Genomic DNA, 18342 nt, shown 5'->3' on the forward strand with positions numbered 1-18342 from the left:
AGCGGGTTTTTTTATGGCCGAGATTCAGACAAAATGACTGGCGGATTGTTAAAATATTGCTTAACCTCTAACAAGCTCATATCAATGCTTCCAAGTAACTATTTGTTTTGTCAGTGTTTACATAAAACTGACTTTGCAATATAACCAAAGTGAGATATTGTGCCAAAAAACTGACACTCTACTGTCAGTCGTTTTTTGTCTTTGATGTTCAGTGGTAACAACAACATTCAAAATGATTTTATAAAGAGGAAATGCAATATGTCAGGTGAATCAATGGGCATCGAAGCTCCATTAGTCGATGGTTTAGCGCAAGCCAATACTTGGCTGGCCAATAATTCAGATCTTTTGATACAATACGGCGTCAATATTATTTCCGCTATTCTGATCCTATTTATCGGTAACATTGTTGTTAAAGCTGTCGCTGGAAGTGTTGCCAAGGCTCTGAAAAAGAAAGACATGGACAAAGCAGTTGTTGAGTTTGTTCATGGCCTAGTCCGTTATACGCTATTTGTGGTGGTATTAATTGCCGCTTTAGGTCGCATTGGTGTGCAAACCGCTTCTGTTGTAGCCATTATCGGTGCGGCTGGATTGGCGGTTGGTTTAGCGCTACAAGGCTCCCTATCAAACTTTGCTGCGGGCGTTTTGATTGTGGCATTCCGCCCATTCAAATCCGGTGATTACGTGGAAGTGAGTGGTACTGCTGGATCGGTTGAATCGATTCAAATTTTTTCAACAGTACTGCGCACGCCTGACAATAAAATGGTGATTGTGCCTAATGGTTCGATCATCAGTGGCCCAATTGTTAACTATTCACGCCATGACACTCGTCGTATTGATTTGGTGATTGGTGTTTCTTATAAGTCCAATCTGCAAAAAACCAAGGAAGTGCTGGCTAAAGTAGTCGCGGCAGAGCCTCGTTTGTTGAAAGATCCTGCACCGACTATCGGTGTAATGGCCTTGGCCGATTCTTCAGTCAATTTTGTGGTTCGCCCTTGGGTGAAAACGGCAGAGTATTGGGCTGTTTATTTTGATTTGTTACAAGCCATCAAAGAAGAGTTAGATAAAGAAGGTATTGAGATCCCATTCCCACAAATGGATGTTCATCTGAATAAAATGAATTAATTCATTTTCAATCAAGTGAAAAGGGCATGAAATGATTATTCAGTTCATGCCCTTTCTTTTTGTTGGTTATACACTTACACCAGATATTGAATTGCCAGCCCTTTTGCAAGGATAAAGGCGATGCTAAACATCATAGCAGCCACGGCCATGTCTATTCCTTTCTTCACGTTAGGCTTTGAGAGCGTCGGCCCCAGTTTCGCAGCACCAATTGATAAAGAATAAAACCATACAAAAGAGGCCATCATGGTTCCTAGCGCAAACGCGATGCGATCATGGCCTTCAAACTGACCACCAATCGATCCCAAAATCACAACCGTATCTAAGTATAAATGTGGGTTAAGCACAGTAACGGCTAACGCGCCCAAGATAACCGTTCGTTTACCACGTGCGATCACTTCGCCATCCGATTCATTAGTGCTTGTTGAAGTGAAGGCACTCCTTAAAGAAATAAATCCATAAAATGAGAGAAAAGCAACACCGCCTAAGGTAACCGAGGTCAGTAAGATTTCGTTACTTGAGAGTAGGGCACCGCCACCAAATATACCCAGAGAAATAAAAATCACATCCAGTAGACTACAGATGGTCGCCGTCGTTAAGTGGTGATTGCGCTTAATTCCTTGGTTTAGCACATAGGCATTTTGTGCACCAATAGGAATAATCATCGTTGCACCTAATCCAAAACCTTGTAGCAAAATCCACACATTCACAGCTCACCTCATCGTAATAATTCAATACAGTGAGCGCACAATAGCGAGAGTATAAAAATAAGTATAATTAATGATTTTAATATTATATTAGTAATACTAATAATCATAAAAAGGAGCCTTGGATGAGAGGGCTAGATTACAAATGGATTGAGGCATTAGATGCGGTACTGCAACAAGGAAGCTTTGAACGAGCTGCTGAAAATCTCTATATTTCACAATCGGCTATTTCTCAAAGGATCAAGCAATTAGAGAGATTTATCGCCCAACCAGTCCTGATTCGAGAGCAGCCACCAAGGCCAACGCTGGTGGGAAAAAAATTGCTAGGGTTGTATCGTAGGGTGTGTTTGCTTGAAAATGAATTGGTGCCTGAATTGATGAATGAGGAGAATACGCGGCCCGTTTCAATAGCTATTGCCACTAATGCGGACAGTTTGGCCACTTGGTTACTTCCTGCGTTATCGAATACGATGAAAACGCGGCAAGTTGAGTTGAACCTGACGGTTTTTGGTGAGTCACGTACGATCGAAAAAATTAAAAATGGCGAAGTAGCTGGCGCAATAAGCTTAGAATCGCAAGCCATTCCTGGTTGTCATGCTGACTACTTAGGCCGAATGGACTATGTGTGTGTTGCCAGCCCGGAGTTTTATCAGCGTTATTTCTCTCAAGGTGTGAACTTTCATACTTTAAAAAAAGCACCAGCGGTATCGTATGATCAGTATGATGATCTGCATAAAAAATATTTGCATGATCACTTCAATGTGCCAAGAGATGCCGTCATAAACCATACCGTGGGTAGTTCAGAAGCTTTTGTTAAATTAGCCCTATCCGGTGCGGCGTATTGTTTGATCCCCCGCTTACAGATAGCACAAGAGCTCGAAATAGGCACGCTTACCGACATTACACCAGGGTTCATTTTAACCAACCGTATTTATTGGCATCATTGGCAGTTAGAAACGGGAATATTACAGGAAATTTCTCAGGCCATCGTTCAATATGCTCGCCAAATGTTGCCGCAATGACAAAAGTTCAACGTCAAAGTTGTGTCATTTCATAAGCTATTAACTGTGCTTATATAGAGTATCGCCTATGATGTATTCACCCATTTGAGTAAGGTAACTCCCATGAAATTAATGACAAGTGTAACGCTATTATCTGGATTGCTCAGTTTTGGTTCTATGGCGCAGGAAATGAATTTTCCTCATCTTTCAACGACAGGTTATGGTGAAGTCGTTGCGGCACCTGATATGGCTGAGTTTTCAGTTAAAGTGGTTGAATCGACGCTGACGGCGGAGCAGGCAAAAAGAGCGGTCGACAAAGTGGTAGAAGCATTTGTGGCGCGTTTGAAAGAATCCGGTGTGACTTCCCAACAAATATCGAGTTCAAATCTCTACCTTGCCCCTCAATATCACTACCCTAAGTCCGGCAAGCCTGAGTTAGTGGGTTATCAAGCAACAAGAAGTGTCACGGTTGAGGTGGAAGATTTAAGCCAGCTTAATCAATACCTTGATGTAGCGCTCGGTGAGGGCATTAACCAAGTCGACAATATTCAACTTAAAGTTCGGAATCAAGAGCAATACCAGCAACAAGCTCGGCTAGCGGCGATTCAAGATGCGAATACCAAAGCACTATCATTGGCGGAAGGATTTAAGTTGAAATTAGGTGATGTGTGGCAGATAGACTACAACTCGCCCAGCGTGCAGCCGATTATGATGCGTGCTATGGCAATGGATGCAAAATCTGAATCTAATAGTTACCAAGACTCGACGCTTATTATTCGCGATAGGGTGGACGTAGTCTATCAATTAAACAACTAAGCCCTTTCCTAAGCTACTGATTAATTAGTTAATTTGAAATGGATAAAAAACGAGCCTTTACTTCCATAAATTGATTGTATTATTAATCGGTAGCTTTTTGTTTTGTCTATTTTTTAAGATGCTATAATCCGCTCATCACTATTTAGGGTTAATATTTAGACAAGTCATGAGATACACAAAAATAATCAGCATCCTTCTCATCATTTGTTTCTTATTCAGCGCAATAGTGACTGGGTATTACTATCAGCGCTACCAAGAAGTGAAAGACAACGCAACGCAAAACACGGTAGCGGAGGCGTTTGATCAACTCAATGAAAGTGAGCGACAGTATCGGGGGTTGAAAGCTCAGGTCGGTTCCATTATTGATTTGCTTAGTCGAAGCCAAAGTTTGTATGAATTTATTTTTTCTCCTTCAGAGATAAACCGGCAGCATCTTGAAAATATATGGTCTTCTGTTGCTGAAAAGCAGACATGGTATAGTTCGATTACACTTTTGGATTTATCTGGGCATGAGCGACTCCGTATTGATCATTCTGCGGACAACCCTTTAGCCTCTAGTGCAAAAAATCTTCAAGACCTGTCACATCATGGCTATATTGCCTTTGCAGAAAACCTGTCAGAGGGAGAAGTGGGTGTATGGGGCATTGCATTGGCTAGTGCTCGAAGTGCTGCGGCTATACAGCCGATGCTATGTGTGATCACGCCAGTTACCGTATTAGGGGAACGAAAAGGCTATTTAGTCCTCAATGTTGATATTTGGTCACAATCCTCGCGTTTAAATCATGTCCGTGATCCACAATTAACTCCTGAGCTTATCGGCGATTCAGGTTTCTATTGGTCTTCCAACGATAAAACCAAATTATTTGGAGACTTATTACCGTCCAATCAATACGTGAATCTTGCACTTCTGCTACCGAAAACTTGGCAGCAGATGCAGACAACTCCTTCTGGCTATGTATTCGAAAATGGCAAGGTTACGGTTTATAAAACCCTTAAATTTGCTTCATTGAAACCTGTTTTTTTGATGATTCAACTCACCGATGAGCAATTAGATCATCGAGCGAAGCGTGACGTCAACGATTTAATCAAAGAAGCTTTTTTTGTCTTCTTCGTTATACTCATTTTTGCGCTTCCCATGGTTTCCATGGCGTTGCATTACCATCATCGAAGTATTGAAAGCAAACTGGCAAGAGCGGCCTTGAATGGTATGTCTGCAGTGATGATCTCAGACAGAAAGCACAAAGTGATGATGGTTAATGGCGAATTTGAAAAGATTACAGGTTTGACTATTGACGAGATAAAAGGCAGTAACGCATTAAAGTTACTGCTCAGTCCAAATGGTATGGAGTTTATGCTCGAGGTGCTTGAAGAGGTATCGCAGCAACATTTCTGGGAAGGTGAAGTAGAAATGGTCAATATACAAGGTGAGACTCTAACCGCCATCATGAGAATTCAAGCGATTAAAGAGGCGACTAAAGTCAGTTATTACATCACCTCTTTAGTCGATATTACTCAGTACAAAGTCTTAGAAAACCGATTGCGAGAATTGAGTGAAAAAGATGCGTTAACTCAGCTATGGAATCGGCGTAAATTTGAAGCAGAATTGCAGCATCATACGCACCTCATTCAACGTTATCCCGAAAGCCATCATGTTTGCCTCGTCTTAATTGATATTGATTACTTTAAACGAGTAAATGATGAACAAGGACATGATGAAGGTGATCGCGTCATTATTAAAGTTGGTGAAATTTTGAGCCAAACATTGCGTACCACGGATTTTCTGGCACGTATTGGCGGTGAAGAGTTTGCGATTATTATGCCGCACACTTCTGTAGAAGAAGCCGAGACTGTCCTAGACCGATTACGAGTAGCGGTAGAGCAAAGCCTCACCGTGACTATCAGCGCTGGCTTTACTGACTTAACCGCAGATGGTAAACGCTCGTATAAATGTGCTGACATTGCTTTATATGAGGCGAAAACCTTAGGACGAAATCGAATTTCACTGTGTAAAAGCAGTGATGATCTTGCTTAAGGCATACCGCAAAGAGTGATGGGTTTGGCAAGTAAAGCGTAAATAGCGAAAATAAAAAATCGGGGCAAGCCCCGATTTTTTCTGCTTTGTATTCGACGTTCGATTATAGAACGTGAACAGAAGCTGTGTTGGTTGTACCTGAGGCAACAAGTGCACCAGAAACCATCACTACGATGTCACCCTTCTTGCCTAGACCAGAAGCCAGTGCAATCTCTTTACCATTGATGTAGAACGCATCAGTGCTGTCGATAGTATCAACAACAACCGGTGTTACACCTTTAGTCAGAACAAGTTGAGCCGCCGTTTTCTTGTTAGTGGTTACAGCAATGATGTTCGCAGTTGGGAAGTACTTACGCACTGAACGAGCTGATTTACCCGCTTCAGTTGCGACCACGATAAGTGGAGCCGCCAATTTCTCAGCAGTATCTACTGCACCTTTACATACGGCTTCAGTAATGCGTAGGCGTGGGCTGTCTAAACGAGAACCCAACTCAGCTTGTAGAACGCGGTCTGTACGAGCACAGATTTGCGCCATGATAGTGACCGCTTCAACAGGGTATTTACCTTTTGCTGTTTCGCCAGAAAGCATCACTGCATCTGTACCATCCATTACCGCGTTGGCTACGTCGCCAGCTTCTGCGCGAGTTGGACGTGGGTTCTTGATCATTGAATCAAGCATTTGAGTTGCTGTGATAACCACTTTACGTGCGCGGTTACATTTTTCGATCATCATCTTCTGTGCAAAGATAACTTCTTCAGCAGGGATCTCAACACCTAGGTCGCCACGAGCAACCATGATACCGTCAGAAAGCTCAAGAATTTCGTCGAAGTTATCAACGCCTTCTTGGTTTTCAATTTTAGAGATGATTTGGATATCTGCGCCGCCGTTTGCTGTTAGCAGTTCGCGGATTTCACGTACGTCGTCAGCTTTACGAATGAAAGAAGCTGCAACAAAATCAACGCCTTGCTCACAACCAAATTTAAGGTCTGCTTTATCTTTTTCAGAAAGAGCTGGAAGGTTCACTGAAACGTTAGGAAGGTTAACACCTTTGTTTTCACCTAGCGCGCCGTTGTTCAGCACTTTACATTTCACTTCAGTTTCTGTGGTTGCAATCACTTCCATTTCAATCAGGCCGTCATCAACCAAAATTTTGTTACCTACAGTAAGGTCTTTAGCAAAACCTAAGTAAGTCACGGCAACTTTATCTTTGTTACCTACAACGGTTGCATCAGTAGTGAAAGTGAAATCCTGGCCAGCTACGAGATCAACGTCATCACCATTTTCTAGTTTGATGGTGCGGATTTCAGGACCTTTAGTGTCTAAAAGGATCGCAAGCTGTTTACCAGTGTTTTCCATTACTTTACGGAAGTTCGCAATACGAGTGCCGTGTTCTACGAAGTCACCGTGAGAGAAGTTCAAACGCATAACGTTCATGCCAGCATTCACTAGCTCAGTAAGCTTCTCTACAGATTCAGTTTTAGGGCCAATCGTACATACGATTTTGGTCTTTTTCATGGAAGGTTCTCTCCGGTAAATATGATTACAATTTGAAGTTGGTTGAGTGTTCTAGCGTCATCACAAGCGGCAATTTTTCTTATCTATTACCCAACAATATTGATGTGATTTTGTGACATTAGAGCTGAAAGTCTTTCAACAGTTTAGTCATTTTATGACCAAGCATTGTCGATTTTATAGCGTTATTTTGCCACTTATTGAGTTTAAATCGGTTAAGTTGCAAAAGAATAACAGTCAATTCTGTAATTTTTTTTCTTTTCGGCGCGAATTCTACCACCTAATGAGTTCAATATCACTGCCTAAGAATTGTCTTAGGACAAGGTTTTAGCGTGAATTATTAATTTTTTAGATCGAAATAAATAGACAATAAAGTTTCGATTCGATTAATATTGCTTTCGATTCGTAATCTTGAAGAAAAATATAAATGTCGAAACGAAATACACAACTGAGAAGACACACCATCGCTAACCTTGTGAATGAACAGGGTGAGGTCAGTGTTGATGCACTCTCTGCTCAGTTTGAAACCTCAGAGGTGACGATTAGAAAGGATTTGGCCTCTTTAGAGAAAAACGGTCAACTCTTACGCCGTTACGGTGGTGCGATTGCACTGCCTAAAGAGGTGGTCAATGATGAGTTTAATCCTAAAGTTTCGAATCGAAAGATAAAGCTGGCTAAGGCGGCAGCTAAGTTAATTCGAGACCACAATCGCATCGTTATTGACTGTGGTAGTACTACGGCAGCATTAATTCAGCAACTGAATGATAAACGCGGTTTGGTTGTGATGACCAACTCATTGCACGTAGCGAACGCCCTTAATGAACTAGAAAGTGAACCGACACTATTAATGACGGGCGGTACTTGGGATACCCATTCCGAGTCCTTTCAGGGCAAAGTGGCTGAATCGGTACTGCGTTCTTACGATTTTGACCAACTGTTTATTGGCGCTGACGGTATTGATCTTGAACGTGGCACCACCACCTTCAATGAACTGATTGGCCTGAGCAAAGTGATGGCCGAAGTCTCACGAGAAGTGATCGTGATGATCGAATCAGACAAAGTTGGCCGAAAAATTCCCAACCTTGAGCTCGCTTGGGAGCATATCGACGTGTTAGTGACCGATAACGATCTAACCGTTCAAGATGCCGCATTGATTGAATCGCACCAAGTGCGAGTGATCCGAGCTTAATTAACCCCTATTCAACCATTCCTAAATAAAGGCCTTCGCTTGCGGCTTTAGGGATGAAGCATAAATCTAAAATGGAGTAAAAACCTTATGTGTGGAATTGTCGGTGCAGTAGCACAACGAGATGTGGCTGAAATTTTAGTGGAAGGACTACGCCGCTTGGAATACCGCGGCTATGATTCAGCCGGTGTTGCTGTGGTGGATAGTGCGAGTCAATTAACGCGCGTTCGTCGTTTAGGCAAAGTGCAAGAGCTAGCCGATGCAGTCGAAAAACAACATGTTGCCGGAGGCACAGGCATTGCGCACACGCGCTGGGCGACACACGGTGAACCTTCCGAAATTAATGCTCACCCACACATGTCGGGCGATATTGCGGTTGTGCATAACGGCATTATCGAAAACCATGAAACGCTACGTGATGTTCTGCGTGAACGCGGCTACCTTTTTGAATCGCAAACCGATACTGAAGTGATTGCTCACCTTGTTGAGTGGGAACTGCGCACGGCCAGTTCACTGCTTGAAGCGGTGCAAAAAACGGTTAAACAACTCGAGGGTGCTTACGGTACTGTGGTACTTGATCGCAAAGATCCAAGCCGTGTTGTGGTTGCTCGCTCCGGTAGCCCGATCGTGATCGGTTTCGGTGTTGGTGAGAATTTCTTAGCTTCAGACCAATTAGCTTTGCTGAATGTTACACGCCGCTTTATGTATCTTGAAGAGGGTGATGTCGCGGAAGTTACGCGCCGCGATGTGACGGTTTTTGCTGCAAACGGCGAACAGGTGACGCGTGAAATTAGCGAATCTAACGCAGAGCACGACGCTGGTGATAAAGGTAAATATCGTCATTTCATGCAAAAAGAGATCTTTGAACAGCCAACGGCATTGATTAACACCATGGAAGGCCGCATCACCAAAGACAGCGTAGTGACAGAAAGCATTGGCGTGAACGCTGCCGAAATTCTTAGCCAAGTGGAACATGTACAAATCGTCGCTTGCGGAACGTCGTACAACGCAGGCATGACAGCGCGTTATTGGTTTGAAGCATTGGCAGGCGTGAGTTGCGATGTGGAAATTGCCTCTGAATTTCGCTATCGCAAATTTGTGACTCGTCCAAATAGCTTGTTGATCACGCTTTCTCAATCCGGTGAAACGGCAGATACCTTAGCCGCTTTGCGCTTGGCGAAAGAAAAAGGTTACATGGCCGCGATGACTATTTGTAACGTAGCGGGTTCTTCGCTGGTTCGTGAATCTGACTTTGCATTCATGACTCGCGCTGGAACAGAGATTGGTGTGGCGTCAACCAAAGCCTTCACTACTCAGCTTGCAACCTTGCTAATGTTAGTGACCGCTCTTGGTAAACAAAAGCAGTGCATTAATAAAGAAAAAGAGGCGGAAATTGTTGAAGCACTGCATGCACTGCCTGCACAAATTAATGCCGCTCTTGCCTATGAAAAGCAGATTGAAGCACTGGCTGAAGATTTCGCAGATAAACACCACACTCTATTCCTAGGTCGTGGTGAGTTTTACCCTATCGCGCTTGAAGCATCATTAAAGCTGAAGGAAATCTCTTACATTCATGCTGAAGCATACGCAGCGGGCGAATTAAAGCACGGCCCATTAGCATTGATTGATGCTGATATGCCCGTTGTCGTGGTCGCGCCAAATAACGAGCTGTTAGAGAAGCTAAAATCGAACATTGAAGAAGTACGTGCTCGTGGCGGCTTGCTGTATGTGTTTGCCGATCAAGACGCTGGCTTTGCGGCTGATGAAACAATGAAAATTATCACCATGCCACACGTGAGTGAAATTACCGCGCCGATCTACTACACCATTCCAATGCAGCTTCTTTCTTACTATGTTGCTTTGATCAAAGGTACGGATGTCGACCAACCTCGTAACCTTGCCAAAGCCGTAACGGTTGAGTGATACAAGGTGGTTAGAGCGCATATTGTTGTGTGAGTAGAATAAAGTATCATCGTTTTTCTTTGCTCAAACACTTAGCTCAAGTGATGTAAACAAGCGATTCAGCACAAACCCGCTTCTGCCACTTAATGCTTTTAAAGTAGAAGCTCATAACGCTTTTGTTCCTCCCTCTTTTAGGGGGAGGCTAGGAGCTGTCTCTTATACACAAATCCCCAAGCCTCTGCTTGGGGATTTTTTTGAACTAATTTTATGTTTCATGATCTGATCATCTAAGCAATAACAAGTATGATTAGAATGACTTATATAGAACCAACCCTCTGGGCACAAAAGCAATTTGGTCAAGCTCACCTCAATGACCCAAGACGTACTCAAAGACTCGTTGCCCTAGCAGCCTCTTTGGCCGAGCAACCTGGCGTACCGGTCTCGAAACTCATCATCTCCCCTGCAGATATGGAAGGGGCTTATCGCTTTATTCGTAATGAGCAAATCAAAGCAGAAGATATCGCTGAAGCGGGCTTTTATGTCACAGCGCAAGAGGCTTTAGAACAACAAACACTTCTTGCATTAGAAGATACGACTTCTCTAAGTTACTCCCATCGCAGCATACAAGATGAACTTGGGCACTCCAATCAAGGCAATCGAAATCGAGCTATGTTCATACACTCGACCTTACTTTTTGCTCCAGAAACTCAAGTGGTTGTTGGCTTAATTGAACAACAACGCTGGACTCGATATATTGAAAAGCGTGGACAAGGACACCAGTACGCCACTCGACCATACAAAGAGAAATGGGAGCAAGCTTCTCGCCATGTCGCAGAGCGACTTGGCGAGAAAATCTCAGATGTTATTTCTGTGTGCGATAGAGAAGCCGACCTATTTGAATACCTCACTTACAAGCAAGAGCAACAACAGCGATTCCTCGTTCGCTCAATGCAAAGTCGCTGTATAAAAGAGCATGATAATCGTCTTTATGACTACGCTTCCAAGCTGCAATCAGCAGGAGAAAGAGTGCTCGACATACCGCAAAAAGGCGGCCGTAAAGCTCGCACGGTTCACCTAGACATCAAATATGCCCCCGTGACACTCAAATCTCCCGCGAATAAAAAGAGTTCAATAACATTCCTCTTTACTACGTGGGATGCATAGAGCAAGGAGAGAGTAACGATAAGCTCGCATGGCACTTACTGACCTCAGAGCCAGTAACGAGCAGAGAAGAGGCACTTAAAATCGTCAGTTATTATGAGCTGCGCTGGCTAATTGAAGATTTTCATAAAGTCTGGAAAAGTGAAGGCACTCAAGTCGAGCAATTGAGAATGCAAAGCAAAGATAACTTAGAAAGGCTCAGCGTTATTCTGGCTTTTATCGCGACTCGGTTGCTCCAGTTGAGATTTATGAATGAATCAGATGAGTTATCTAAGAGCAGTTGTGAGCCGATATTAAAAGGCAAAGCATGGAAGCTAATGTGGCTAAAGCTAGAAAGAAAAGGGCTACCGAAGGAAGCTCCGGACATATCATGGGCTTACAGAGGTATTGCTCGATTAGGGGGTTGGAAGAATACAAAGCGAACGGGTCGTGCTTCTATAAAGACATTATGGCAAGGATGGTTTAGGTTACAAACCATCCTTGAAGGGTATGAACTGGCTAAGTCTCTTGATTCACCAGACTTGTGATCAAGAGACAGGGCTAGGAGGGGGTATTCACCCCACCTTAACCCTCGCCTTGAAGGGGAGGGAATCAGTTTTGTGAGCGTTGGGAGCATGCCATTTTTAATTTGAAAGCGCCCCTGATAGTGCTATCCAATATGCGAAACTCAGCTCTGTTTTCTTCAAAAGGAGTGCTAGGTTGGGGGAGTGTGTTATAGGGATACCTCCCCTTAAAAAGAGGAGGTATAAACAACCCGAACAACAGAGTTAAAGCGTGTGATGGGTGAGGTATTCGTATGCTTCCTTAGTGCCCATGTAGCGGCTTAAGCTGCGCACCGGAACGTTGCGTAAATCGACCACAATCAAGCCATCTAACGAATCATTAAAATCAGGGTCTACGTTAAAACTGACTAACTTGCCATTTAAACCGAGGTATTGACGCAGTAGCACCGGTACGCTTTTCCCTTCATCCAACCGGGCAATCACTTTTGAAAGCAGCTGTAAATCAGCCAATGCACTCAGCAAACTGGCATTCCAAGGAGCTTGTTGCTTGGGGAGTGGGTTACTTGCCTCAACCAAATGGGCGTGTTGGTTATTGTAGTAGTGCTGCGTCATTGTATCGGCTAATAAACGGCGCGCACTTTCACTGTAATCATTGCTGATACTTACGGGGCCAAATAGGTGCGTATAGTGCGGGTTTCGGTGCACATAGGTTGCGATTCCCTTCCAAAGCAGCAATAGCGGAGCCATACTTTTTTGATACTCGATGTCGACGACGGAACGCCCCATTTCAATTGCATTACCTATGGTATTGAGAAAGCGGTGGTCATACTGAAACAGCGTTCGTGAGTACAAACCTGCAATACCGCTTATCGGCACAATACGGTCGACCAAGCCTAAACGGTAAGCTCCGACCAATTTCTGCGCTTCGCGATCCCAAATGAATAGATGCAGATAGTTGCGATCGTATTGATCGATATCGAGCTCGGTGCCGGTGCCTTCACCTACTAGCCTGAAATTGTGCTCTCGCACTCGTCCTATTTCGTGCAGTAACGAGGGGATGTTTTCTGCGCTGGTACAATACACATCGAATTCGTTATGCCTTAATAGATGATCAGAAAAAGAAAGCTGCTCAATATCGTGTAACAAAGCGCTTAGGGGGAGCCGCTGTGCAATGGGTTGTAACGGCTCATCATTGGTTTTATTGCGCTTGGTTGGGTTGATGTGACTTAAAAGGTAGGTGTTGAGCCTTAAATAGCTGACCAGCGTCTCATCACACAGATGTTGGATTTCTTTATGATTGATCGCATCGCCAATGGCGATTTCGATACGCTGATGCTTTTTATTGAGCAGTTCACGGCCCAACATTAACGTTCTTAGTAGCGGGTGGATTTTTCCAGCCATGTAAAAGCGTTTCGAATTTTGCCCGTTGATGAACACAGGTAACGCCGTCGCTTGATGCTTTTGTATCAGTCGGCTGACTGAACGGCTCCACTGTTTGTCTTCCAGTTTCTGCGTTTTACTATCAACCAGTTGTGACACTTCGCCCGCAGGAAACATCAATAGCAGCCCTCCTTGAGAAAGGTGTTTATTGGCGGCTCTCAAGGCTTGCATATTCGCTTTTTGCGCGGCTTTGTCTTCAAAAACATCCACACCAATGAACAGCGAATCTAACTCTGGTACGGTTTTTAAATAGTGATTGGCTAATATCTGCACGTCTGAGCGAATTGAAAGCAGCATCTCAGCCAGAATAACGCCTTCCACACAACCAAGTGGGTGATTTGCAACAACGACTGTCGCGCCTTGAGTGGGAACTTGAGCTAATGATCCTTTCACCACTTGGTAGTCAATACCCAATACCTCTAACGTAAAACGCAAAAATGTTGCGGTATCGCAATGGGGTGGGCGTTGTGCATAAAACTTATCTAAACGAGTTAGGCCTGTCGCCCACTCAGTGAAGTGTTCGCCTAGTCCAAACGGCGTTTTTCTCGGTAATTTAAAAGGGCTTATTGTGAGCATAGCAACCTCGCATTTTATGCTTTGTGCTTATGCTAGAGAGGGAAGATGACAATCTGGCTGCGATTAAGTGAGTAATTGATGGCTCTTTTTTTACAGTTTAATGAAATCCGTCTCAAACTGGAGATAAATTAGAATCTTGGATGCAACAATGATTTTTTAGTAAAACTAAATAATTTATTGCTCACAAAATGAAGCAAATTTGTGTTGATGCGACATTTTTGGTGTTAGCTTGTAATGGCTGTAAAAAATATAAAAATGTCAATTGAACCTTTGTTTTGCTGATCTGGAATAGACGGGAGCTTCGTGCTCCCGTTGCTGTTTTTAGCGCGAGGTTGCCTGCTTATTTCTTTTCTTCTTTGTTTTGCCTTGCTGCCAATCCATTCATTTAAAAAGAGACTTTACCGCGCAATGATTTATTGGCCGCTATCCGTTTTTTCTCGTCAACTCGCCGGCGTTGAGAACTTTTTGTCGGTTTGGTTGCCCGGCGCGGTTTTTCTATCACCATCGCAGAAAGAATAATCTCTTTGAGACGTTTGAGTGCATCTTCTTTATTCAGCTCTTGGGTGCGGTGAGATTGCGCTTTGAGGACAATAACGCCCTCTTTGGTCATTCTGGAATCTGGTCTTTCGAGTAATTTTTGTTTGTAGATATCCGGTAACGTTGAGCGTCTGATGTCAAAACGTAAGTGGATCGCACTGGAGACTTTATTGACGTTTTGCCCGCCATTTCCGGCTGCACGAATCGCAGTAAGTTCGATTTCCCAGTCTGCCAGTTCAATAGTGTTGGATAATTTGAGCATACAACCAAAGTAAAAATGTGTTCAATCCGCATTCTAGTTGAGGTGGCTAAGGTTATCTACCGCAGATTGTGGCTAGATTGGGAAAAGCAATACAGAGTGACGTATTGCGAAATCGCAGCGAAAACTTGCTTGATACGAGCAAGTTTCTACCCGGACGAGCAAGTTCTTGCTCGAAAATGAAAGCTTATAATCTAATTGATTGAAATTTAACTATTTTTGTTTTGGCATCCCCTTTGCTTTAAGAAACATTACATAACGCGATGCAATTTCCATCGCTTTTTCTTACTGAATAAGGATTAAGTCATGCCAACTCCATGTTATATCTCTATCGAAGGCGAAACTCAGGGTCTCATCACTGCAGGCGCTCTTTCTACTGACTCTATCGGCGATGCTTTTGTTGAAGGTCATGAAGATCAAATGTTGGTTCAAATGTTTGACCACGTTGTGACAGTACCGACTGACCCACAATCAGGTCAGCCTTCTGGTCAACGTGTTCACAAACCATTCAAATTCACCGTTGCGCTAAATAAAGCGGTTCCTCTTCTTTATAACGCGTTGGCGTCTGGCGAGAAGATGAAATCGGTTGAGTTAAAATGGTACCGCACGTCTATCGAAGGTAAACAAGAGAACTTCTTCACCACTAAACTTGAAAGCGCGTCTATCGTGGACATTCATTGCGAAATGCCACACTGCCAAGATCCTGCGAACGGCGACTTCACGCAAAACGTTACGGTTTCTATGTCTTACCGTAAAATCCTGTGGGATCACGTGAACGCGGGTACTTCAGGTTCAGATGACTGGCGCAAACCAGTAGAAGCGTAAGCTTTGATTTGGGTGGCTGGCTGATGTTGCGTAAGCAAAGCCAATCCGGCCAGCCACCTTTTTTAGCCTTAAGCAAAGTACATTCAATGAGTGTGACTTGCTTAAGGCTTTGCTGTTTCTAATGTAAAGAGGATGGAATATGTCCACGCTGAATTTTACGTTAAAGGTTGACGGGCTCGCCGACGATGCATTTGTGGTGCGAGAATACCAAGGACAAGAATCCTTATCGGAGAGTGCGCTGGCCAATGGCGAGCCTTGTTATGGGTTTCGTTACCACATTGAGCTAGCAAGCCGTCAATCAACTTTGAGTGCAATCGATGTCGTCGACAAAACGGCTCAGCTAACGGTTTTTCGTAATGGCGGGGTGGTGCAGCGCGTGCATGGCATCGTACGCCAGTTTAGTAAAGGCGATATTGGTCATCATCACACCTTTTACTCACTCACTTTAGTACCTGCATTAGAGCGCTTGTCGCTGCGCCAAAATAGCCGCATCTTCCAGCTTAAAACCGTACCTGAAATTCTTTCCATTGTGCTGCAAGAGATGGGCATTGACGACTATGCCTTCGCACTTAAACGAGAATGTCTTCAGCGCGAATTCTGCGTACAGTACCGTGAAACCGATATCCACTTTTTACACCGCTTAGCCGCCGAAGAGGGCTTGGTCTATCACCTCCTGCATGAAGAAGGTAAACACACACTCTTTTTCAGTGATGATAGCCAAAGCTTAACGAAGCTCGATACACCGATCCCTTACAATGTGCTGTCCGGTGGTATCGCTGACACGCCTTACATTTCCAACTTAATCAGTCATACGCAATCGCAAGTGGCGGAAAGCCAATTGGCGGATTACAGCTTTAAAAAACCGACTTACGGTTTTAAGCAAAGTGCACTCGGCACCGCGATGGATTACCAGCAGACCCACTATGAACATTTTGATTTCCCGGGTCGATTTAAAGACGATGAGAGCGGTAAAGCGTTTAACCAAATTCGTTTAGAGTACTTAAGAAGGCAGGCGCGTACCGCACAAGGCCAAAGCAATGAAGCGCGTTTGCAAGCCGGAACCCTGTTTGATTTGGCCGAACATTTAGACGACAGCGTGAACCGAGATTGGGTTGTGGTGCAAGTAAACCATCAAGGCCGGCAGCCGCAAGCATTAGAAGAGTCTGGCGGTAGCGGTGCAACAACCTACAGTAACCAATTTACCTTGATCCCGGCCGATGTAACGTGGCGTGCAACACCGCACACGAAGCCGCAAGTGGATGGCCCATGCATCGCCCATGTGGTTGGCCCCGATGGCGAAGAGATCTTCTGCGACGAGTATGGCCGCGTTAAACTGCATTTCCCATGGGACAGATATTCTAACGGCGATGAACACAGTTCATGTTGGGTGAGGGTGTCGCAAGGTTGGGCTGGCAGCCAATATGGCATGATGGCTATCCCAAGAATTGGCCATGAAGTGATTGTCGATTTTTTAAATGGCGATCCGGATCAACCCATCGTTACGGGACGCGCTTATCACGCCACCAATAAAGCGCCCTACACACTTCCAGATAACAAAACCAAAACCGTACTGCGTAGTGAAACCCACCAAGGTGAAGGCTTTAATGAACTGAGTTTTGAAGATCAAGCAGGGCAAGAGAAAATCTACCTGCATGCGCAAAAAGACTATGAAGCACTAGTGCTTAATGATGCCACCACCCACATCAAACACGATAAACACCTGACAGTGGATAACGACCAGTTCAGCCACATTAAAAATAACCAACACCTAACGGTTGAGGGCGAAAGCCGTCAGAAAATAGCGTTAGATCGTAGCCTTGATGTGGGTGGTTCACTGCACCAAAAAATCGGTGAAAAAACGGTTTTTGACTCAGGTAATGAAGTGCACCTTAAAGCAGGCAATAAGTTGGTGTTAGATGCGGGTAATGAGATCACCATTAAAGCTGCGGGCAGTTTTATCAAAGTGGATGGCGGCGGCGTGCACCTAGTCGGGCCTGCGATCAACCTCAACTCTGGCGGCAGCGCAGGCAGCGGCTCGGGGTATGGCGGTGTTGTAGCGGCGTTGCCGAATCAAATGATTGCAGCACCGCCAGCACCAAACCCATTGCCATTACAACTATCAGCAGCAACCATGTCCACATTGTCTATTGCGAATGTGCCCATGGCAAAAATGTGTCAAAAACAAAGTGATGGGTCATGTCCTCGAGAAGATTGTCCGTGCGAACGAGGTGCCTCATGAATCAACTCAAGGTTGTTAATTATTGGTTAGTGGTTGATACCATTCGTATTCCTGATGCGATTGATGTTCTTACTCGGAATATGGCCGTTCAGCAGGCGATTGTATTATTTGCTGGTTCAGATTTTGATTACTTGAATGACCAAAGCCCATTAGTTGTTAATTTGGGTAGCGATAAGACAGCATTAGATAAATGGTTAACGCTGCCTTATTTTGATTCAAGCTCGGTTATTTTTGAGCTTGATGCGAGTCAAGATGGCTCTGCATTTAGTGAGCATTTACAGTCATTACTCCAAGTTAAGATCGACAATAAAGCCTGCTTTTTGCGTTTTTATACCAATGTCTTTTGGAATCAGGCTGCATCGCAACTTAATGACATCGATATTGCGACCCTTTTAGGTTCAGCTCAAGCTATTCATTGGGTTAATCATGCACGTCAACGGCAAACGCTTCATCATTCACCTATTCAGCCAGAGCAAAGCCAACCTTTTACTCTGACCTCTCCTATCTTTAAGCAGTGGGTATAAAC

The 18342-nt window shown here is 44.1% G+C and carries 13 protein-coding genes and 1 pseudogene; 10 read left to right on the forward strand and 4 right to left on the reverse strand.

Annotated elements, in window-relative coordinates:
* Positions 1 to 195: 195 nt before the first annotated feature.
* Positions 196 to 1122: a small-conductance mechanosensitive channel MscS gene (gene mscS / locus AACQ75_RS16240; RefSeq protein ID WP_170889065.1), complete on the forward strand. Its 927-nt coding sequence runs from the start codon at positions 196 to 198 to the stop codon at positions 1120 to 1122.
* 74 nt (positions 1123 to 1196) lie between these two features.
* Here mscS and AACQ75_RS16245 read toward each other — a convergent pair whose 3' ends face one another.
* Positions 1197 to 1829 carry a LysE/ArgO family amino acid transporter gene (locus AACQ75_RS16245; protein WP_017047512.1) on the reverse strand — a complete coding sequence of 211 codons (633 nt, stop codon included), beginning with the start codon at positions 1827 to 1829 and terminating at the stop codon, positions 1197 to 1199.
* A 122-nt stretch (positions 1830 to 1951) separates the two neighbouring features.
* Here AACQ75_RS16245 and AACQ75_RS16250 point away from each other — a divergent pair, with 122 nt between their 5' ends.
* From AACQ75_RS16250 to AACQ75_RS16260, 3 genes are all read left to right on the forward strand, one after another.
* Positions 1952 to 2848 (forward strand): LysR family transcriptional regulator ArgP, encoded by an 897-nt coding sequence (locus AACQ75_RS16250; protein WP_170889066.1) that lies wholly within the window; start codon positions 1952 to 1954, stop codon positions 2846 to 2848.
* Positions 2849 to 2950: 102 nt separating this feature from the next.
* Positions 2951 to 3643 carry an oxidative stress defense protein gene (locus AACQ75_RS16255; protein WP_170889067.1) on the forward strand — a complete coding sequence of 231 codons (693 nt, stop codon included), beginning with the start codon at positions 2951 to 2953 and terminating at the stop codon, positions 3641 to 3643.
* A gap of 166 nt (positions 3644 to 3809) precedes the next feature.
* Positions 3810 to 5675 (forward strand): sensor domain-containing diguanylate cyclase, encoded by a 1866-nt coding sequence (locus tag AACQ75_RS16260; RefSeq protein WP_170889068.1) that lies wholly within the window; start codon positions 3810 to 3812, stop codon positions 5673 to 5675.
* Between the two features lie 103 nt (positions 5676 to 5778).
* Here the strand turns inward: AACQ75_RS16260 and pykF are convergent, their stop codons facing one another.
* On the reverse strand, positions 5779 to 7191 hold the full coding sequence (pykF, locus tag AACQ75_RS16265) for a pyruvate kinase PykF (RefSeq protein WP_026027602.1): 1413 nt from the start codon (positions 7189 to 7191) through the stop codon (positions 5779 to 5781).
* Positions 7192 to 7615: 424 nt separating this feature from the next.
* Between pykF and AACQ75_RS16270 the strand changes: the two genes are divergently transcribed.
* The 3 genes and pseudogenes from AACQ75_RS16270 to AACQ75_RS16280 all read left to right on the forward strand — a co-directional run bounded on the left by AACQ75_RS16270 (position 7616) and on the right by AACQ75_RS16280 (position 11964).
* The gene (locus AACQ75_RS16270; protein ID WP_013857797.1) at positions 7616 to 8377 is read left to right on the forward strand and encodes a DeoR/GlpR family DNA-binding transcription regulator; all 762 of its coding nucleotides are present in this window, start codon (positions 7616 to 7618) and stop codon (positions 8375 to 8377) included.
* An 87-nt stretch (positions 8378 to 8464) separates the two neighbouring features.
* On the forward strand, positions 8465 to 10297 hold the full coding sequence (gene glmS, locus AACQ75_RS16275) for a glutamine--fructose-6-phosphate transaminase (isomerizing) (RefSeq protein WP_017045440.1): 1833 nt from the start codon (positions 8465 to 8467) through the stop codon (positions 10295 to 10297).
* Positions 10298 to 10588: 291 nt separating this feature from the next.
* A pseudogene (locus AACQ75_RS16280) lies at positions 10589 to 11964 on the forward strand (IS4-like element ISVa18 family transposase).
* 240 nt (positions 11965 to 12204) lie between these two features.
* Here AACQ75_RS16280 and AACQ75_RS16285 read toward each other — a convergent pair.
* Together AACQ75_RS16285 and arfB are read right to left on the reverse strand one after the other, a co-directional pair.
* On the reverse strand, positions 12205 to 13956 hold the full coding sequence (locus AACQ75_RS16285; RefSeq protein WP_170889069.1) for a lysophospholipid acyltransferase family protein: 1752 nt from the start codon (positions 13954 to 13956) through the stop codon (positions 12205 to 12207).
* 385 nt (positions 13957 to 14341) lie between these two features.
* Positions 14342 to 14755: an alternative ribosome rescue aminoacyl-tRNA hydrolase ArfB gene (arfB, locus tag AACQ75_RS16290; RefSeq protein WP_017043428.1), complete on the reverse strand. Its 414-nt coding sequence runs from the start codon at positions 14753 to 14755 to the stop codon at positions 14342 to 14344.
* 303 nt (positions 14756 to 15058) lie between these two features.
* Between arfB and AACQ75_RS16295 the strand changes: the two genes are divergently transcribed.
* The 3 genes from AACQ75_RS16295 (at position 15059) to AACQ75_RS16305 (ending at position 18340) form a co-directional block, all read left to right on the forward strand.
* Entirely contained in the window at positions 15059 to 15577 is a 519-nt protein-coding gene (locus tag AACQ75_RS16295) for an Hcp family type VI secretion system effector (protein ID WP_013857791.1), read from the forward strand.
* Positions 15578 to 15716: 139 nt separating this feature from the next.
* Positions 15717 to 17816 carry a type VI secretion system Vgr family protein gene (locus AACQ75_RS16300; RefSeq protein WP_170889070.1) on the forward strand — a complete coding sequence of 700 codons (2100 nt, stop codon included), beginning with the start codon at positions 15717 to 15719 and terminating at the stop codon, positions 17814 to 17816.
* Positions 17813 to 18340 (forward strand): DUF4123 domain-containing protein, encoded by a 528-nt coding sequence (locus AACQ75_RS16305; protein WP_170889071.1) that lies wholly within the window; start codon positions 17813 to 17815, stop codon positions 18338 to 18340. Before AACQ75_RS16300 ends, AACQ75_RS16305 begins: the two co-directional genes overlap by 4 nt.
* Positions 18341 to 18342: the final 2 nt, after the last annotated feature.

Source organism: Vibrio sp. B1-2 (assembly GCF_963888445.1).
In the GTDB taxonomy this organism is placed as follows: Bacteria; Pseudomonadota; Gammaproteobacteria; order Enterobacterales; family Vibrionaceae; genus Vibrio; species Vibrio anguillarum.

Bases quoted from the DNA above. Each gene is read 5' to 3' on its own strand.
- AACQ75_RS16270 (WP_013857797.1), top strand. From the start codon at position 7,616: ATGTCGAAACGAAATACACAACTGAGAAGACACACCATCGCTAACCTT.
- AACQ75_RS16255 (WP_170889067.1), top strand. From the start codon at position 2,951: ATGAAATTAATGACAAGTGTAACGCTATTATCTGGATTGCTCAGTTTT.
- AACQ75_RS16250 (WP_170889066.1), top strand. From the start codon at position 1,952: ATGAGAGGGCTAGATTACAAATGGATTGAGGCATTAGATGCGGTACTG.
- AACQ75_RS16295 (WP_013857791.1), top strand. From the start codon at position 15,059: ATGCCAACTCCATGTTATATCTCTATCGAAGGCGAAACTCAGGGTCTC.
- arfB (WP_017043428.1), bottom strand. From the start codon at position 14,755: ATGCTCAAATTATCCAACACTATTGAACTGGCAGACTGGGAAATCGAA.
- AACQ75_RS16260 (WP_170889068.1), top strand. From the start codon at position 3,810: ATGAGATACACAAAAATAATCAGCATCCTTCTCATCATTTGTTTCTTA.
- AACQ75_RS16305 (WP_170889071.1), top strand. From the start codon at position 17,813: ATGAATCAACTCAAGGTTGTTAATTATTGGTTAGTGGTTGATACCATT.
- pykF (WP_026027602.1), bottom strand. From the start codon at position 7,191: ATGAAAAAGACCAAAATCGTATGTACGATTGGCCCTAAAACTGAATCT.
- AACQ75_RS16300 (WP_170889070.1), top strand. From the start codon at position 15,717: ATGTCCACGCTGAATTTTACGTTAAAGGTTGACGGGCTCGCCGACGAT.
- AACQ75_RS16285 (WP_170889069.1), bottom strand. From the start codon at position 13,956: ATGCTCACAATAAGCCCTTTTAAATTACCGAGAAAAACGCCGTTTGGA.
- glmS (WP_017045440.1), top strand. From the start codon at position 8,465: ATGTGTGGAATTGTCGGTGCAGTAGCACAACGAGATGTGGCTGAAATT.